Consider the following 17,965-nt stretch of genomic DNA (forward strand, 5'->3'; position numbering starts at 1 on the left):
ACCTCAATTCCACCCACCCGCCGAACCGCAGCCCCTCCCCGCCCGCCGGCGTCGAACCCCACCCGCCGGCGTCGAACCGCAGCGTGAATCGTTCGAATCACGGAATGGCACGATTCACCCTGCGGTTCGGGGAACCTGGACGGACCAGACCTGCGGTTCGGCGAACCCGGACGGACCAGACCTGCGGTTCGGCGAACCTGAGCGGGTCAGACCTGCGGTTCGGCGAATGGCGGCGAGCTTATCCGAGGCCGGCCGCCGGGATGCTCGGCCAGCCCGCACCGTCCCAGCTCAGTTCCCGCACCGCCAGAGTCGGCGCGCCGCCGGCGTCGCCGTCGTAGAAGTGGAACGCCAGGTAGTAGGCCGACGCCGACCCCGGCTCCCCCACCACCGACACCGTCTGCCCGCCCGGCCCGATCATCCGGCCCGCCGTGCTCGCCACCTCGGTGCCGCCGCCGAGCGCCAGGTCCTTGCCCTCGGCGTCGAGGTACGGGCCCGCGACGTCCCGCGAGCGCCCCACCATGATCCGGTAGGTGGAGTCGACGCCGCTGCAGCACTTGTCCCAGGAGACGAACAGGTAGTACCAGCCGTCCCGCTCCACCACGAAAGGCGCCTCGATGGCGTTCTCCGCCACCCCGACCCGCGATGCCACGGCCACGGGCTCGGCGCCGTCGGGCACCTTCCCCGACGGCCACTCCAGCGGCACCCGCTGGATGCCGCCCCAGAACGACCCGAAGAACAGCCACGGGTTGCCGTCGGCGTCCTCGACGACGCCCGGGTCGATGGCGTTGTAGTGCGTCTCGCCCGGCGTGGACCGCACCACCAGGCCCTGGTCCTCCCACCCGTAGTCCGGATCCGCCGGGTCGAGCGTCGTCCCCGTGGCCAGCCCGATCGCGGAGTCGTTCGAGCCGAAGGTCGACGCCGAGTAGTAGAGGTACCAGGTCCCGTCGTGCCGGTAGAGCTCGGGCGCCCAGTAGTTCTCGACGCCGGCGACGCCGGTCCCGGGCTCGCGCACCCATGACGGGTCCCCGGCCCGTTCCCAGGCGGTACCCGCGTCGTCCCAGGTGACACCGCCGTCGTCGGACCTCAGGATGCGCGGGGCGCCGAACCCCTCGCGGACGTCGCCGGTGCCGTAGACGAACCACGGTTCGCCGTCGTCCCCGGCCACGAGGGCCGGGTCGTGCACGAAGAGCTGGCCGGCCGAGGCCAGCGCCCTGTCCGTGGAGGTGCCCGACGACGCCGAACCGCCGCGGGACACCATGTACGCACCGCCGGCCCCGGCCGCGAGAAGCGCTGCCACCAGCCCGATCACCACGCCGCGCCTCACGCCCGGACCAGGCGGACCATCGACCACGACACGGGCGGCAGCTCGGCCCGGGCGCGGTCGTCGGCGACCTTGGCGGACGTGTTGGGCTGCGGCGCCACGGAGGTCGAGTCCGCGGCGGTGGCCTGCCAGGTGTGGTCGGGGTTGGCCAGGGTGACGGCCTCGGCGACGCGGAGCCCGGGGAAGCCGCGCAGGTCGACGTCGAGGGCGATCGCCTCGGTGACGGAGCGGTTCACGGCGAAGAGGACGAGGTCGCCGGTCTCGGGGTCGTGCGTGGCGACGGAGTCGAGCACCGGGACCTCGCCGAACTTCGCGGTCTCCTGCACGGGCGACTCGACGGCGAGGCGCAGCACCTCGCCCTTGGCCTGGGCGGAGGTGAGGGCGAACGGGTGGAAGACCGTCTGCTTCCAGGCCGGGCCGCCGGGCTCGGTCATGATGGGCGCGATGACGTTCACGAGCTGGGCGAGCGACGCGGCGTGCACGCGGTCGGTGTTGCGCAGCAGCGAGATGAGCAGGCTGCCGACGACGACGGCGTCGGCCACGTTGTACTTGTCCTCCAGCAGCACGGGCGCCACGGGCCAGTCGTCACCCTTGGGGGGCTGGGACTCGGCGCGCTGCTGGTACCAGACGTTCCACTCGTCGAACGAGATGTGGATGCGCTTGTCGAGCTTGCGGGCGGCGCGGACCTGGTCGGCGGTGGCGGCGACGGCAGCCACGAAGTTGTCCATGTCCACGCTGCTGGCGAGGAAGGAGGCGAGGTCGCCGTCCTCCTCGAAGTAGTAGGCGTGGGCGGAGACGTAGTCGACGTGCTCGTACGTCTCGGTGAGCACGGCGCGCTCCCACTCGCCGAACGTGGGCATCGACGAGCTGGACGAGCCGCAGGCCACGAGCTCGATCTCCGGGTCGACCATGCGCATGGCACGGGCGGTCTCGGCGGCGACGCGCGCGTACTCCTGCGCGGTCTTGTGGCCGATCTGCCACGGGCCGTCCATCTCGTTGCCGAGGCACCACATCCGGATCCGGTACGGGTCCTCGACGCCGTTCGCGCGGCGCTGGTCCGCCCAGAACGAGCCGCCCGGCACGTTGCAGTACTCCAGCAGGTCGAGGGCCTCCTGGATACCGCGCGTGCCGAGGTTGACGGCCATCATGGGCTCGACGCCGGATCGCTGCGCCCACTTCATGAACTCGTCCACGCCGAACGTGTTCGGCTCGGTGGAGTGCCAGGCGAGGTCGAGGCGGCGCGGGCGCTGGTCCACCGGCCCGACGGCGTCCTCCCAGCGGTACCCGGAGACGAAGTTGCCGCCCGGGTAGCGCACGGTGGAGACGCCCAGCTCGCGGGTCAGCTCCAGGACGTCGCCGCGGAACCCGTCGGCGTCGGCGGTCTCGTGCCCCGGCTCGTAGATGCCGGTGTACACGCAGCGGCCGAGGTGTTCGACGAAGGTGCCGAACGTGCGGCGGCGTACGGGACCGACGACGAATGCCGGGTCGACGGTGACGGTGGCGGCGTGCATTGATGCTCCTCATGGACGTTGCTCGCGCGCCCTGCAGCAGCCGCGCGTGGTTGTACATCGTTGTAGACATGGAAATGGTGCACACTGGACCGGCCATTGGTCAAGCGGCGTACGACACGCGGTCGCCCGGCGCGGAAAATGCGTCCGGCAGATCGCAGAGTGGTCGGCCCGCCGTAGCCGATGCGGTCGGCAGGCCGTCGAGCGGCCGGTCCACCGTCGCCCATGCAGCCGGTTCACCGTCGAGCGGTCGGTCCACTGTCCAGAGGGTCGGCACTCCAGGGGGCCGACCGCACGGACAGCGGACCGACCAGCCCCGCACCGTTGTGAACCCGTGATCACCCGCACTTGACCATCCGGGGCCCTTCGTGCCACCGTTTCACCGTCGATGGCTTTTCATCGATGTAAAGCGCGTCGAGGCGGACGCCGGGACACGGTCCCCACCCCACGCCCCGGCGTCGTACCAGGCAGACCCGAGAGGAAACCGTGATGAGGAAGTCACGACTGGCCAGCGGCATGGTGGCCGCGTTGGTCCTGGCTGGAACCGCCGCATGCAGCGCCGGATCCAGCACCGACGACGACGGCAAGCTCACCTTCATGTTCCGCGGCGGCGAGGACGAGAAGGCCGCCTACCAGGAGGCGATCGACCGGTTCAGCGCGGACACGGGCGTCGAGGTCGAGGTCATCGTGACCGACGCCGACCAGTACGCCACCAAGCTGCAGGCCGCGATCTCCGGCAACAACGTGCCGGACGTCTTCTACATCGAGCAGGCGAGCCTGCAGTCGTACGTGACGTCCGGGGTACTCCTCGACATCACGGACCTCGTCGCCGAGTCCGGCGTCGACCTGGAGAACATCTGGGAGTACGGCGTCGACTCCTACCGGTACGACGGCCGGCTCCAGGGCACGCCCGACGGCGCGCTCTACGGCCTGCCGAAGGACGTCGGCCCGTTCGCCCTGGGCTACAACAAGACCATGCTCGAGGAGGAGGGCATCGACCTCCCCGACCAGGACGAGCCCCTGACCTGGGACGAGTGGCTCGACATCATGGAGCAGGTCACCAAGGACACCAATGGTGACGGCAAGATCGACCAGTGGGGCACCGGCCTCAACGTGCAGTGGAACCTCCAGGCCCTGGCCTGGTCCAACGGCGCCGACTGGACCAACGCGGACAAGACCGAGGTCACCGTCGACACCCCGGAGATGGCCGAGGCCCTCCAGTACATCGCCGACATGACCACCGTCGAGGAGGTGACTCCGTCCTCCGAGCAGCAGGCCACGCTCGACACCTACCAGCGCTGGATGGAGGGCGAACTCGCCTTCTTCCCGGTGGGCCCGTGGGACGTCAGCACCTACAACGAGCTCGACTTCGAGTACGACCTCATCCCGTACCCCGCCGGCGCCACCGGCGAGCCCGCCACCTGGATCGGCTCGCTCGGGATCGGCGTCTCCGCCACCACCGCGATGCCCGAGGAGGCCACCGAGCTGGTCACCTACCTGTCCGCCGACGCGACGGCGCAGCAGACGCTGGTCGACGCCGGCATCCAGGTCCCGAACCTCAAGGACATGGCCGCCGAGTGGGCTGCCGAGGAGGACGTCCAGCCGGCCAACCGGCAGGAGTTCCTCGACATCGTCGAAGACTACGGCCGCCCGATGCCGGCCGCGGTGACCTACGGCGCCGCGTGGTACGACGAGATGTGGACCAACATCCAGCCCGTCCTCGACGGCAAGCAGACGGCGGCCGAGTACCTCGCCGAGGTGCAGCCGCGGATGCAGCAGCTGCTCGACGAGTCCAACATGCAGGCCGAGCAGGCCGCGGCGGCGAACGAGACCGAGTGATGGCGCGTTCGTCGCGGCTGCACCAGGCCGAGCACCGGTGGGCGCTGGCGTTCGTCGCCGCGCCGGTGCTCGGCTACGTGCTCTTCACCGCCTACCCCGTCGGCTTCGCCCTCTACACCTCCATGACGCAGTGGAACGGCCTGGGGGCGATGCGGTTCATCGGCCTGGACAACTACGTCCGCCTGTTCGGGGACCAGTACTTCTGGCAGTCGATGGGCAACACCGTGTTCTACATGGTCGGCATCCCGATCGGCCTGGCGCTCTCCCTCGCGCTGGCGATCGGCATGAACCGGGCCATCCCCCTGCGCTCCATGCTGCGCACCGTCTACTACGTGCCGGTGATCTCCTCGCTCGCGGCGATCGCGATCCTCTGGCAGTGGGCCTACAACGGCGACTTCGGCCTCGTGAACCAGTTCCTCGCCTGGTTCGGCATCGACGGCCCCAACTGGCTCGCCAGCACGGTCTGGGCCAAGCCCGCGATCGTCATCATGCTGATCTGGAAGGGCCTGGGGTACTCGATGATCCTGTACCTGGCCGCGATCCAGTCCGTGCCGCGGGCCCTCTACGAGGCGGCCGAGCTCGACGGCGCGAACGGCTGGCAGAAGTTCCGGACCATCACCCTGCCGATGGTGCGCCCGGTGACGTTCTTCCTGGTGGTCACCCAGGTGATCGCCGGGTCGCAGATCTTCACCGAGATCAACATCATGACGCCCACCGGCGGCCCCGAGTACAGCACGGCGTCGTCCGTCTTCCACATCTGGCGCCAGGCGTTCCGCTACCAGGACATGGGGTACGGCACCGCCATGGCGATCATGCTGGGCATCCTCATCCTGATCATCACGCTGGTGCAGTTCCGCCTGAACCAGCGCAACAGCTTCGTGCTCGACTGAGAACCTGGAGAAACCATGACTGAGAGATCGGCCACCTCCACGGCGTCGTCGGGCACGACCGGCGGTGCCACCCACGCTTCCGGCACGGCGCCGGGCGGCACCGGCCCCACGCCCTCCTCCGGTGCGGCGGGCGGGACCGCGCCTCCGGCACCCCCGCTCGGCGGCCCGTCGTCGGGACCGGGCCCGGTGACCCGCCGGCTCGGCCGCAGGGCCCAGGGCCGCATCGCGGACTGGATCACCTTCGTCATCCTGGGGATCGGCGGGATCGCGATGGTCGCGCCGCTGGTGTGGATGTTCTCGACCTCGCTGAAGACCAAGGCCGAGGTGTTCGCGCTGCCGCCCGTCTGGATCCCCGAGATCCCGCAGTGGGAGACCTACGTGCGGATGTGGGAGAACTCCTATGTCCTCACGGGCTTCCAGAACAGCCTCGTCGTCGCCACGTCGGTCACCGTGCTCGGCACGATCACGTGCTCGCTGGCGGCGTTCGCGCTGGCCAAGATGCGCCTGCCGGGACGCAACGCCATCTTCGTCGGCCTGCTGACCGGCATCATGATCCCGTTCCCGACGCTGATGATCCCGCAGTTCGTGATGTTCTCGCGGATCGGCTGGGTGGACACGCTGCTGCCGCTGATCGTGCCCGCGATCTTCGGGAACGTCATCGTGATCTTCTTCCTGAAGCAGTACCTGGAGAACGTCCCGAACTCGATCATCGAGGCCGCCAAGATCGACGGCGCCAGCTACTGGCAGATCTTCTGGCGGCTGATCTTCCCGATCATCCGCCCGGCGGTGTCGGCCCAGTTCATCCTCTGGTTCATGATGGTCTGGAACGACTACCTCGCCCCGATCCTGTACCTGAACACGCCCGAGCGGCAGACGCTGCAGGTGGTGATCGCGAACATGAACGTCCAGTACGCGACGCAGCGCGACTACCCGCTGATCATGGCGGCGTCGTTCGTGGCGCTCCTGCCGATCCTGGCGGTGTTCCTGGTCTTCCAGCGGCAGATCATCGAGTCCGTCGCCCTGACGGGCACCAAGGGCTGACATGTCCGCGGACGACGGCGCCCGCACCCGGGTCCCCGACGGCCCGATCGGCGACCAGGGCCCAGCAGGCGCCCAGGACCCGGTCCGCGCCGTGGACCCGGTCCGCGCCGTGGACCCGGTCGGCGACCACGCCATTTCGCACGGTGGCAACGCAAACACCCCGCGAAATGGCGTGGTCGCGCGCGGTGACCAGGATGGCATCGTCGCGCGCGGGGGTGACCACGATGGCATCGTCGCGCGCGGGGGTGACCAGGATGGCGTGGTCGCGGCGGGGCGAGGTCCGGAGTCGCCGGGGTGGCGAGGTGATGAGGTGCCCGGGTGGGCCGGGGGTGTCATGGCCGTGCTGCGAGCTCTCACCCGGCTCGTCGAGGTGAACCTGCTGGTGCTGGCCGGGGCCCTGGCGGGCGGGTTGCTCCTCGGGCTGGGCCCGGCCCTCAAGGCAGGATCCGCCGTGCTGCACGACCCGGACCTCGCGATGGAGCCGTGGCGCGGGTTCTGGCGCGAGTGGCGTGCCGACTGGCGCCGGTCGAACCTGCTGTTCGCGCCCTTCTGGCTGGTGGGCGCGCTGCTGTGGGCGGACGCGGCCGCCGTCGGACAGGCTTCCGGTCCGGCCCACGCGGCCATGCTGTCCGGCCTGACGGTCGCTTCCGCCTGGACCGCCGTCGTCCTCGCGTGGTGGCCGCGCATCGTGCTCCGGTACGACGACGCGGCTCCCGCCGTCTGGCGCTACCTGCTGCTGACCCCGCTGCTGGCGCCGGGTACGGCCCTGGCGATCCTGGTCACGCTCGCCGCGACGGCGGCGGTGATCCTGGGCGTCCCCCTGGCAGCACTCGCCGCGGGCGCCTCGTTCCCCCTCTGGGCCACGGGCAGGCTGGTCGGCGCCAAACTCAGAGCGAACCCGACCCCCTGACGCCCCGAGCCGAGGCCGAGGCCGGGACCGAGTTCGGGGCCGAGGCAGAGGCCGGGCTGGAGTCAGGCGGGGGCCGGGGCCGCCGCCACGGCGACCTGCTCGATGCCGCCCTGCTGGACCGCCACCGGCCTGCCTTCCCCGCCCTCGGGGACGTCGCCCGTGGACTCGCGGCCGATGATGCGCGAGTCGGGGATGACGCGGCGGTACGGGCCGGTTTCCGCCCCCGTGATCCGCGCGACCAGGAGTTCCACCGCGGTCTGCGCGATCTGCACGCGGCCCGGGTCCACGGAGGAGAGCGTGGGAACGGAGTAGCGGGCGTCGTCGATGTCGTCGAACCCGATCACGGAGACGTCGCCCGGGACCTCCATCCGGCGGGTGTGGAGCGCGTGCAGCGCGCCGAGCGCCAGGGCGTCGTTGAGGGCGAAGACGCCGTCCACCTCGACACCGTCGTCGAGCAGCCGGCCCATGGCCTCCGCACCCGTGGAACGGTGCCAGAGCCCCGCCTCCGCGACGAGCGCCGGATCGTAGGGCAGCCCTGCCGCCTCCAGGCCCTGCCGATACCCCGTGGTGCGCAGGGCGGCGGAACCCACCTGCTCGCCCTCGTGCCCGCCGACCACCGCGATCCGCTTCCGGCCGAGTGCCGCCAGGTGCATGGTGGCCGCCTTGGCGGCGGCCACGTTGTTCATCGTGACGTGGTCCGCCGGCGCCCCGAAGACACGTTCACCGAGCACCACGAGCGGGAAGTCGACGTCGAACAGTGCCAGGTCCTCCGGTCCGAGCTCAAGCGGCGAGAAGATCAGGCCGTCGGTCATGTTCCGGCGCTTGCCGGTGAGGACATCCACCTCGCGCACCCGGCCGTGACCGGTCTGCTCGATCAGGACGGTGAGCCCACGGGCGTCGGCGGCCTGGATCACGGAGTCGGCGAGTTCGGCGAAGTACGGCAGCGACAGCTCGGGAACCGCGAGGGTGATCATGTCGGTGCGTCGCGTGCGCAGACTGCGCGCGGTCTCGTTGATCCGGTAGCCGAGGTGGTCGATGGCCTCCTCGACACGCTCGCGTGTCGCGGCGCGGATGTGCGGGTAGCCGTTGACCACGTTCGATACCGTCTTGATCGAGACGCCGGCTCGAGCCGCAACGTCCTGCATGGTCACAGCCACGAGTCACTCCTTCCGGCACCGACCTCCGCGCCGGCACGCCCAACAGCGTAGGCCACGACGTCCAGCCTGGAAGCAGACCACCCGCCCCGGCCACTGATCCGTTAGCCTACATCGTTGTAAAGTACTGCGCGAAGGAGCCCCGCATGTCTGACCTCGCACTCGACGCCGTCGTCGACCTCGACGTCCCCGGCCCGACCATCGACCGTCATCTCTACGGCCAGTTCGCCGAGCACCTCGGACGCTGCGTGTACGAGGGATTCTGGGTCGGCGAGGACTCGTCCGTCCCGAACGAGGGCGGCATCCGCCTCGACGTCGTGGAGGCGCTGCGCGAGCTGAGGATCCCGAACCTGCGGTGGCCGGGAGGCTGCTTCGCGGACTCGTACCACTGGCGCGACGGCGTCGGCCCGCGTGAGGAGCGCCCGCGGATCGCGAACGTGCACTGGGGCGACGTCGTGGAGGACAACGCGTTCGGCACGCACGAGTTCCTCGCCCTGTGCGACCTGCTCGGCACGGAGCCGTACGTGTCGGCGAACGTCGGTTCCGGCACCGTCCAGGAGACCGCCGACTGGGTCGAGTACCTCACCCGCGGCGACGACGCCCCCATGGCGCGCCTGCGCCGCGAGCACGGGCGGGACGAGCCGTGGGCCGTGACGTTCTTCGGTCTGGGCAACGAGCCCTGGGGCTGCGGCGGCAACCTGCGCGCGGACCAGTACGCCTCGCTCGCCCGGCTGCACTCCACGTACGCGCGAGACCTGTCCGGGAACAAGCTCCAGCGCGTGGCCGCCGGAGCGAACGAGGACGACTACGCCTGGACCGAGACGCTGATGAAGCAGGTCAGCAAGCGCCTGGGCGACGAGGACCCGGCGCCGCTGTTCCAGGCGGTCTCGTTCCACTACTACACGATCCCCGGCACGTGGGGGGCCAAGGGCTCGGCGACGGACTTCGACCAGGACGCGTACTGGACCACGATGCGCAAGGCGCACCGCGTGCGGGACCTGATCCGCGGGCACTCCGCCGTGATGGACGCCTACGACCCGCACGCCAAGGTGGCGCTCGCCCTCGACGAGTGGGGTACCTGGTTCGACGTCGAGCCCGGCACCGAGCCCGGCTTCCTGTACCAGCAGAACACCATGCGCGACGCGCTCGTCGCGGCCGTGCACTTCGACGCCTTCCACGACAACGCGCGGCGCCTGCGCCTCGCCAATGTCGCCCAGGTGGTCAACGTGCTGCAGTCGATGGTGCTCACGGACGGGGCCCGCATGCTGCGCACGCCCACGTTCCACGCGTTCGCGATGTCGGCGGGCCACCAGGACGCGGCTGCGCTGACGGTGCACGACGTCGCGGCGCGGGGTGCGCGGGACGTCGACGGAACGGCCCTGCCGACCGTGTCGACGTCCGCCTCGGTCAAGGAGGGATCCGTGCTGGTCTCGCTCACCAACCTCGACCCGGGCGCACCGGCGCGCGTCCGCGTCGCGCTCCGCGGCGGGTCGGTCACGCTCGACGGCGCGACGGTGCTCGCGGCCCCGGAAGGTGCGGTGTCCGACGACGCCGTCCGGGTGCACAACACGTTCGACTCCCCGGACGCGGTCGCGCCCCGGGAGCTGTCGGCGGTGTCGGTCACGACTACGGCCGGCCAGAACGTGCTGGAGGCAACGCTCCCGCCGGCGTCCTTCACGACGGTCCGCCTGACTCTGCCCTGAACCGCAACCTCACCCCGGAACCAACTGCCGAACCGCAGACTCGTCCCGCCCAGGCTCGCCGAACCGCAACCTGCCCCAAGAGCCGGCTGCCGAGCCGCAGGATGAATCGTGCCAATCCACGATTAGAACGATTCATCCTGCGGCTCGGCGAACCTCGGCGGGACGAGTCTGCGGTTCGGCGAGATCTGGGCGGGACCAGCCTGTGGCTCGGCGAGATCTGGGCGGGACCAGTCTGCGGTTCGGCGAGATCTCGGCGGGACCAGCCTGTGGCTCGGCGAGATCTGGGCGGGACCAGTCTGCGGTTCGGCGAGATCTCGGCGGGACCAGCCTGTGGCTCGGCGAGATCTGGGCGGGACCAGTCTGCGGTTCGGCGAGATCTCGGCGGGACCAGTTTGCGGTTCGGCGAACCTGGGCGGGCCGAGTTTGCGGTTCGGCCCGCCCGGGTCGTTCGGTCAGTTCTCCGTGAGGCGGAGGAACGTGATCGAGTACGGCGGGAAGTCGTACGTGAACCCGCCCGGACCGGCATCGTCGGGTACGGCCCACGTCCGCTGCGTCGGAACCACGCGCTCCGGCCTCGCCTTCGTGTTGACCGCCGCCGGGTCGCCCGTCATCTCGATGACCTCGGCCTCGCCGGCCACCTCGAACCCGGCCACGGACACGTCGGTGCGCGCCACGTCGCCCGCCGGGTTCACGACCTTGACCAGCAGGTCCCCGGTCTCGTCGTCGGTGGTCACCACCTGGTACAGCGACTGCGTCACCGGCTCGGTGTACGTCATCTGCAGCTCGCCGTCGAGGTACATCTCGATCGTCCGGCCGTCCACGACGATCTTGATGTCGTAGTCCTGACCGGTCACCAGCGAGTGGCCCTCGACCGCCGCGACCTCACCCTGACGTCCGCCGTCGGCCCGTTCGAGCGCCTGGCGCGAGTTGCCCCAGCCGCCGAGGTTCCACCAGTAGAACCGGTCGGCCGCCCCGGCCGCGAAGCCGACGAGGAAGCCCTCGCCGCCCCCGAGCTTCCGGGCGTTCAGTTCGAGCGTGTAGTCGGTCCAGTCCTTCCCGTAGGCGTCGGGGATGATCGACCGGGCGTCCTCGGCCCCGCCGTCGGACTGCACGTACTCGCCGTCGACCACGTCCCAGGCGCCGGCCTGCGCCTCCCAGGTCTCCCCGGAGAAGTCGTCCGAGAACAGCACGTCGCCGGTCTCGTTGTCGGTCACGACGACGTCGTCGTACGCGGCCTGCGTGAGCCACGTGGACAGGAAGACCCCGCCCGACAGGGGCGGCGGCGTCGCCTCGGGGCCGGTGTGTTCCGACGGGACGACCTCGTCGCCGGTGTTCGTCATGAACATCTGCTGCGTGTAGTACGACGTGGAGCCCCACGACTCGTCGTTGTCGAACCACATCATGTCCGGGGACCACTGCACGTGGTCCTCGTTGGCGAACATCGGCGCGTACGACGCCAGCTCCACGAGGTCGGCGTTGCGCTCGATCCCCGTCATGTACGCCGCCTCGGACAGCGCGTTGCGCCACTGGTTGCCGCGCGAGGCGTACTCGCCGAGGAACACGTGCGGGCCCTCACGGTCGTAGGAGTCGTACCGGTCGTCGTTCGCGAGGAACCAGGCCGGGTCGTTGTAGTAGTGCTCGTCGACCATGGCGACGCCCTGGTCGCGGTTGAACTCCCAGAGCTCGTCGAACCGGGCGCCGGTGTCGTCCGGACCCGAGTTCGAGATGACCGTGACGTCCGGGTACCGCTCCTCGATGGCGTCGCGGAAGCGCGGGAAGTTCGCCTCGAACGTGCGGGTGTTCTCCTCGTTGCCGAGGCCGATGTACTCCAGCCCGAACGGTTCGGGGTGCCCGAGCTCGGCGCGCACGCCGCCCCACTCGGTGTCCGTGTCGCCGTTGGCGAACTCGATGAGGTCCACCGTGTCCTGGACCCAGCGCTCGATGCGCTCGTCGTCGGTCATCTCGGGGATGGTCGAGCCGCAGCCGTTCGCGCCCACGGAGAGCACGGGCAGCGGCATCGCGCCGAGGTCCTCGGCGAACTCGAAGTACTCGAGGTAGCCCAGCCCGTAGGTCTGGTTGTAGCCCCAGAAGTTCCAGTTGGTGGGCCGCTCCTCGACCGGCCCGATCGTCTCCTTCCACTGGTAGGTACGACGGCGGTCCTGGCCGTCGGACTCGAGGTACGTGTCGAAGGTGCCCACGTTGGTGACGCACCCGCCGGGGAACCGCAGGAACGACGGCTCGAGGTCCGCGACCTTCTGGGCGAGATCCTCGCGCAGCACCGACCGGCCGTTCACCGGGCCCACCCAGGTGTCGCGGGGGAACAGGGAGACCATGTCGAGGCGTAGCGTCCCGGCGGCGCCGCCGGTCACGACCAGGCGCGCGTCGTCGACGGTCGCGTTCGCGCGGAGTTTGGTCCGCACCTGGCGCCAGGTGTCCGAACCGTTCACCCTGATGGTCTTCCGGGCGTACGTCGTCGCGCCGTCGGCCGACTCCAGGCTCACCGTGAGCCGCTGGCGCACGTCCGAGCGCGCGAACACCGTGAAGTCGTACTTGCCGCCCCGCTCGATCGCGAACCCGGAGTTGTAGCCCTCGTTGCGCACGCCCACGCCCGGGCCGTCGGCCTCGATCCGCAGGTAGGCGCGGTTGGAGTCGTTGAGCCATTCGGCCCGCTCGGAGGCCACCTCGACCGTTCCACCGGCGCCGTCGACGACCTCCCAGGCCGTCATCCCGGTGAAGCTCGCGTTGTCCGTCGGGGCGAACTCGAACGACCGGTTGCGGACCAGCTCGGCGTACAGGCCGCCGTCGGCCGCGTAGTTGATGTCCTCGTAGAACACGCCGTACAGGTCGTCGCTCATCGCGGTGCGCGCGGCGTCGGCGTCGATGGTGAGGGTGTGCTCGGTCACCGGCGGGGTGGCCGGCGGGTAGGCGGCGAGCAGCCCGTCGCGTTCCTCGGCGGTGATCGGGATGACGCTGCCGTGCCGCGGGCTCGCGGGCAGCTCCGCGTCCAGGTTGGCCGTCCAGTCGCCGCTGCTCAGGTCGTCGGTCTCGAAGAGCATGTAGCCCTCGCCACCGTGGTACGACGGCTGGTCCTGGAGCAGGAACCAGCGCTCGTCCGTGAGCGAGGGGAACATCGTGGGGCCCTCGCCGCCGGTGAACTCGCCGCCCCACGGGTTGGGCTCGCCGAACCCGATCCGCTCGGCGGTGAGGTCCCAGCCGTCGCCGTCGGACACGCCCTGCGTGAGCCGCAGGTCGGTGGACGACTCCTGCCGCATCCCCATGTACGACTCGTCCTTGGTGAGGCGGTGGTAGACGCCGTCCTCCTCCGCGATCGTCGAGTCGATCATGCCGAGGCCGTCGCCGCGCTTCTCGTCGATCCACACCCGCGGCTCCGAGAACGTCACGAAGTCCGTGGTGGTGGCGTACAGCATGCGCTGGTAGGACGTGGCGATGTCCCGGTCCTCCGGGGCGACGTCGTCCGGGTAGAGCGCTGACGCCCAGTAGACGACGTACTCCCCCGCGTCGGCGTCGTAGAACGCCTCGGGTGCCCAGAGGTTCCCCGCGTTCTCCGGCGCGAGCACCACCTCGCGCTGCTCGGACCAGTTCACCAGGTCCGGCGACTCCCAGATCATGATCGACCGGCTGCCGGTCTCCTGGGCGTCGCCGAAGCTACCGCCGCCGTAGATCCGCAGATCCGTGGCGAGCACCACGAACCCGGAGCCGTCCGCCTTGCGGATCACGAACGGGTCGCGCAGGCCCTCGGTGCCGAGATCGCTGGTCAGCACGGGGGCGTCGGCATTCAGGGTGGTCCAGCTCAGCGGATCGGGGCCGTCGCTCACCGCGAACGAGACCGTCTCGCCGTCGGCCGTCGACTCCCCGGTGAAGTAGGGGAAGAAGTAGCCGGCGTACTCGCCGTCCGCGGCCGTGGCGGACGTCGTCCCGGCCTGGTCGTCCGGCGCCGCGACGGCGACCGCCGCGGCGGGGGCGAGGAGCCCCAGGGTGAGGGCGCCGGCGAGCCATACTCGCCGGGATCGCCCGGGTGGGTGGGTATACATCGATGTACTCCTTCTTCGTGGGTGCGCCCGGCGTTCGGCGGGCTCGGGATGCGGCGAGGGCCGCGGTCGGCCCGCCGCGGGAGGCGGGCGCGGTCGGTCCGCCCACGGGGGCGGCGGACCCTGGTCGGTCCTGAGGCGAGCGATCGGCAGTTCGACCTGCCGATCGCTCACGGACGGACCGCACGGCTGGTCGGTGAGCGAGTCACCGCTCAGCGGGGCCTGGGCCCGGGACCGGGCCGTCACCACGTGACCGTCCACGGGCCCGGGGACGGGGCGCCGGTCGGTCCTCGCGTGACCGACCGGCGCCGGGGTCAGCTCACGGTGCCGCGTGCAGGATCCATTTCTGGACGTCGTTGCCGTTGTCGGTGTACTGGGAGATGCGCGCGCCGGGGTCGGTCGCGAAGTCGTACAGGTCCAGCGCCTTGCCGGAGTTGCGGTTCAGGAACGTCACCGTCCCGTCGCCGTTGGCCCGTACCTGGAACTGCTGGTTCGTCGCTCCTGTCGCCGTCCACTGCACGACGTCGGCCCCGTTGGCGGTACTCGCGTCCGACACGTCGAGCATCAGACCCGAGTGCCGCGCCTCGATCGTGTGGTAGCCGTTGCCGAGATCGGCGAAGCGGAACTGCTGGTTGGAGCCTCCCCAGGAGCTCCACTGGGTCAGCAGCGCCCCTGGCTCGGTGGACTGTCCCGCGATGTCCCACACGAGACCCGAGTGCGCGGACTCGACCGAGTACCAGGTGCCGGGCTCCACGGTGTCCGTGCCGCCGAACGCCGCGCGCAGCCGGTCGTACTCGGCCTGGGTGACCGGCAGGACGGTGCCGTGGCGCGGGTCGGTCGGCATGTCGTAGCCGGTCACGGGGGTCCACGCACCGGAGGCCAGGTTCGTCGTCTCGAACGGCACGTAGCCCCGGCCGCCGAACTCGTCGATGAACAGGTACCAGCGGTCCTCGGTGTTGGACTTGAAGATCGTGGGACCCTCGCCCGCGCCGATGTCGCCCTGCCCGATGCAGTCGGCGACGAAGTCCCAGCTCGTGTCACGCAGATCGGTCGCCCGCTCGGCGGTGATGAACTTGCCGCACGGAGCGCTGCCGGAATTGGAGCGCTCGTCCTTGGTGAAGCGGTAGTACGAGCCGTTGTGCTGCGTCACCGTCGAGTCGATCACCGAGTACCCCGGGTCGATCCACACCTGCGCCGCGCTGAACGTGGTGAAGTCGCTGGTCGTCGCGTACATCATGCGGTTGTACGACGACCCCGTGTGGTTCGGGTCGCTCTCCGCGTACAGCTTGGACGCCCAGAACACGACGAACTCGCCGCGCGCCTCGTCCCAGTACGCCTCGGGCGCCCAGGTGTTGCCGGCCGTGGGCGGCGACACCAGTTCCAGCCGCGGCTCGGTCCAGTTCACCAGGTCGTCCGACTCCCACACCACGATGTTCCGCGAGCCGTGCCGCTGGGCACCGTCCCAGTCGCCGTTGCCGTGGATCTTCAGGTCGGTGGCGATCTGGTAGAACCGGCCGGTCTCCGGGTTCCGGATGATGAACGGGTCCCGCACGCCGCCGGTCCCCACATCGGAGGTGAGCACCGGCTGGTTGCCGTTGAGGTCGTCGTAGCGCAGCGGGTCGTTGCCCCGGCTCAGGCCGAAGTAGACCTGCTCGCCGTCGGCCGTGCCCTCCCCGGTGAAGTAGGAGAACAGGTAGCCGACGTAGGGCTCGTCGGCCGCCGTGGCCGCCGGGGCCGTCGCGGCCCCGGTCAGCGCCGCTCCCGCGAGCGCCAGCGCGGTGGCGGCCGCCGCCCACCAGCGTGATCGTGTCTTTCGCATGTCGTTCCTCCGTCACATCGTTGTGCCAGTCGTTCGGTCCGTCGTCGGCCGACGGGGCTTGATCCGGCGTCGGCCGACGGGGTCTGGTGCCGTCGTCAGCCGACGGGGTGGAGGTACCACCTCTGGGTGGCGTTGCCGTTGTCGGTGTACTGAGAGATGCGGCTGCCCGGCGTGGTGGACCATTCCCACACGTCGAGCGCCTTGCCGGAGTACCGGTTGAGGAACGTGACCGTCCCGTCGGAGTTCTGCCGCACCTGCCACTGCTGGTTCGTGCCGTTCAGGTCGTCCCACTGGGCGATGTCGGCGCCGTTGTCGGCGTTCCAGTCGTACACGTCGAGCACGAGCCCCGAGTGCCGGGCCTGGATGCGGTAGTACCCGTTGCCCGAGTCGAGCAGGCGGAACTGCTGGTTGGTGCCGTCCCAGCGGGTGTGCTGGGTCAGCAGGGCGCCGGGCGTCGTGGACTGGTCGGCGATGTCCAGCACCAGGCCGGAGTGGGCGGACTCGATGACCTGCCACCCGGTGCCCGGGCCGCCGGAGCCGCCGCCGTAGGCGTCGAGGAGTGCGGCGTGCTCGGCCGCGGTGATCGGCAGGACGGTGCCGTGCCGGGGGCTGGGCGGCAGGTCGGCGTCGGGCACGGACGTCCACTGCCCGGAGGCGAGGTCCGTGGTCTCGAAGAGCATGTAGCCCTGACCGCCGTGGTAGCTGGGCTGGTCCTGGATCAGGTACCAGCGGTCGTCGGTCAGGGACGGGAAGACGGAGGGCCCTTCTCCGGCGGTGAAGGTGCCGCCCCAGGGGTTGGGCTGTCCGACGCCGACCCGCTCGGCGACCATGGTCCAGCCGTCACCGGACGTGACGCCCTGGGTGCGGCGTAGGTCCGTGGAGGACTCCTGGCGCACCGTCATGTCGGACTCGTCCTTGGTGAACCGGTGGTAGAGGCCGTCCACCTGGACGATGGTGGAGTCGATCATGCCCCGCCCCGCGCCCTGCCGTTCGTCGATCCACACGCGCGGCTCGGAGAAGGTCCGGAAGTCCGTGGTGGTGGCGTACATCATGCGCTGGTAGGAGTCGCCGATGTCGCGCTGCTCCGGGGGCAGGGTCTCGGGGTAGAGGGCGGAGGCCCAGTAGACGACGTACTCCTGGTTCGCGGCGTCCCAGAACGCCTCGGGCGCCCACAGGTTGCCGGCGTTCTCGGGGGCCAGCTCGATCTCCCGCTGGGCCGACCAGTTCACGAGGTCGTCCGACTCCCAGACCATCATCGAGCGGGAGCCGGTCTCCTGGGCGTCGCCGAAGTTCCCGCCGCCGTGGATCTTCAGGTCGGTGGCGAGCAGGTAGAACGTCGAGCCGTCGCCGGACCGGATGACGAACGGGTCCCGCAGTCCCTGGGTGCCGAGGGTGGAGCTGAGCACGGGCTCGCCGCCGTTGAGGGTTTGCCAGGAGGTCGGGTCGTTCCCGGTGGAGACGGCGAAGCTGATGGTCTCGGCGTCGGCGGTGGACTCGCCGGTGAAGTAGGGGAAGAAGTAGGCGTCGCCGTCACCGGGCGCCGCCGCCGCGGCCGGGGCGCCGACGACGGCGGAGGTGGTGGCCGCCGCGAGGCCGAGCGCGCCGGCCAGGGCGGCCGCCGTGACGCCGGCGAGGGTTCGTCTCAGGGAGATGTGCATCGTTGCTCCATCCGTTCGGTTTTTGGTGGTGTGGGCCCGGGCGCGCCGAGACTCCGGATCGAGGCAGGTCGGC

At 70.4% G+C, this 17,965-nt stretch carries 11 protein-coding genes; 5 read left to right on the forward strand and 6 right to left on the reverse strand.

Annotated features, from left to right (window positions below; translation table 11 throughout):
• Nucleotides 1-238 precede the first annotated feature (238 nt).
• Both EDD34_RS18315 and arfA read right to left on the reverse strand, forming a co-directional pair.
• Entirely contained in the window at nucleotides 239-1,297 is a 1,059-nt protein-coding gene (locus tag EDD34_RS18315; protein WP_246012557.1) for an arabinan endo-1,5-alpha-L-arabinosidase, read from the reverse strand.
• Nucleotides 1,298-1,320: 23 nt separating this feature from the next.
• Nucleotides 1,321-2,832: an arabinosylfuranosidase ArfA gene (gene arfA / locus EDD34_RS18320; protein ID WP_123815844.1), complete on the reverse strand. Its 1,512-nt coding sequence runs from the start codon at nucleotides 2,830-2,832 to the stop codon at nucleotides 1,321-1,323.
• A 486-nt stretch (nucleotides 2,833-3,318) separates the two neighbouring features.
• Here arfA and EDD34_RS18325 point away from each other — a divergent pair, with 486 nt between their 5' ends.
• The 4 genes from EDD34_RS18325 to EDD34_RS18340 are packed head-to-tail and all read left to right on the forward strand — an operon-like array spanning nucleotide 3,319 to nucleotide 7,509.
• Nucleotides 3,319-4,668 (forward strand): ABC transporter substrate-binding protein, encoded by a 1,350-nt coding sequence (locus EDD34_RS18325; RefSeq protein ID WP_123815845.1) that lies wholly within the window; start codon nucleotides 3,319-3,321, stop codon nucleotides 4,666-4,668.
• Nucleotides 4,668-5,558, forward strand: a complete 891-nt coding sequence (locus EDD34_RS18330; protein WP_123815846.1) for a carbohydrate ABC transporter permease — start codon at nucleotides 4,668-4,670, stop codon at nucleotides 5,556-5,558. Before EDD34_RS18325 ends, EDD34_RS18330 begins: the two co-directional genes overlap by 1 nt.
• A 15-nt stretch (nucleotides 5,559-5,573) precedes the next feature.
• The gene (locus tag EDD34_RS18335; protein ID WP_246012558.1) at nucleotides 5,574-6,599 is read left to right on the forward strand and encodes a carbohydrate ABC transporter permease; all 1,026 of its coding nucleotides are present in this window, start codon (nucleotides 5,574-5,576) and stop codon (nucleotides 6,597-6,599) included.
• A 1-nt stretch (nucleotide 6,600) separates the two neighbouring features.
• Complete coding sequence (locus EDD34_RS18340) at nucleotides 6,601-7,509, forward strand: YesL family protein (protein ID WP_123815847.1); 909 nt, start codon at nucleotides 6,601-6,603, stop codon at nucleotides 7,507-7,509.
• A 62-nt stretch (nucleotides 7,510-7,571) separates the two neighbouring features.
• Here EDD34_RS18340 and EDD34_RS18345 read toward each other — a convergent pair whose 3' ends face one another.
• Nucleotides 7,572-8,666: a LacI family DNA-binding transcriptional regulator gene (locus EDD34_RS18345; RefSeq protein WP_246012559.1), complete on the reverse strand. Its 1,095-nt coding sequence runs from the start codon at nucleotides 8,664-8,666 to the stop codon at nucleotides 7,572-7,574.
• 143 nt (nucleotides 8,667-8,809) lie between these two features.
• Here EDD34_RS18345 and EDD34_RS18350 point away from each other — a divergent pair, with 143 nt between their 5' ends.
• Nucleotides 8,810-10,366 (forward strand): alpha-N-arabinofuranosidase, encoded by a 1,557-nt coding sequence (locus EDD34_RS18350; protein ID WP_123815848.1) that lies wholly within the window; start codon nucleotides 8,810-8,812, stop codon nucleotides 10,364-10,366.
• Nucleotides 10,367-10,818: 452 nt separating this feature from the next.
• On the opposite strand, the gene EDD34_RS18355 is transcribed toward EDD34_RS18350, so the two are convergent.
• The 3 genes from EDD34_RS18355 to EDD34_RS18365 form a co-directional block, all read right to left on the reverse strand.
• Nucleotides 10,819-14,418 carry an alpha-L-arabinofuranosidase C-terminal domain-containing protein gene (locus tag EDD34_RS18355; RefSeq protein ID WP_211341630.1) on the reverse strand — a complete coding sequence of 1,200 codons (3,600 nt, stop codon included), beginning with the start codon at nucleotides 14,416-14,418 and terminating at the stop codon, nucleotides 10,819-10,821.
• Between the two features lie 316 nt (nucleotides 14,419-14,734).
• Nucleotides 14,735-16,234, reverse strand: a complete 1,500-nt coding sequence (locus EDD34_RS18360) for an RICIN domain-containing protein (RefSeq protein ID WP_123815849.1) — start codon at nucleotides 16,232-16,234, stop codon at nucleotides 14,735-14,737.
• Between the two features lie 95 nt (nucleotides 16,235-16,329).
• Complete coding sequence (locus EDD34_RS18365; RefSeq protein ID WP_123815850.1) at nucleotides 16,330-17,892, reverse strand: RICIN domain-containing protein; 1,563 nt, start codon at nucleotides 17,890-17,892, stop codon at nucleotides 16,330-16,332.
• Nucleotides 17,893-17,965 lie beyond the last annotated feature (73 nt).

The organism is Myceligenerans xiligouense, from assembly GCF_003814695.1.
GTDB classification, from domain to species: Bacteria; Actinomycetota; Actinomycetes; order Actinomycetales; family Cellulomonadaceae; genus Myceligenerans; species Myceligenerans xiligouense.

Bases quoted from the DNA above. Each gene is read 5' to 3' on its own strand.
- EDD34_RS18365 (WP_123815850.1), bottom strand. From the start codon at position 17,892: ATGCACATCTCCCTGAGACGAACCCTCGCCGGCGTCACGGCGGCCGCC.
- EDD34_RS18355 (WP_211341630.1), bottom strand. From the start codon at position 14,418: ATGTATACCCACCCACCCGGGCGATCCCGGCGAGTATGGCTCGCCGGC.
- EDD34_RS18340 (WP_123815847.1), top strand. From the start codon at position 6,601: ATGTCCGCGGACGACGGCGCCCGCACCCGGGTCCCCGACGGCCCGATC.
- EDD34_RS18335 (WP_246012558.1), top strand. From the start codon at position 5,574: ATGACTGAGAGATCGGCCACCTCCACGGCGTCGTCGGGCACGACCGGC.
- EDD34_RS18330 (WP_123815846.1), top strand. From the start codon at position 4,668: ATGGCGCGTTCGTCGCGGCTGCACCAGGCCGAGCACCGGTGGGCGCTG.
- EDD34_RS18325 (WP_123815845.1), top strand. From the start codon at position 3,319: ATGAGGAAGTCACGACTGGCCAGCGGCATGGTGGCCGCGTTGGTCCTG.
- arfA (WP_123815844.1), bottom strand. From the start codon at position 2,832: ATGCACGCCGCCACCGTCACCGTCGACCCGGCATTCGTCGTCGGTCCC.
- EDD34_RS18350 (WP_123815848.1), top strand. From the start codon at position 8,810: ATGTCTGACCTCGCACTCGACGCCGTCGTCGACCTCGACGTCCCCGGC.
- EDD34_RS18360 (WP_123815849.1), bottom strand. From the start codon at position 16,234: ATGCGAAAGACACGATCACGCTGGTGGGCGGCGGCCGCCACCGCGCTG.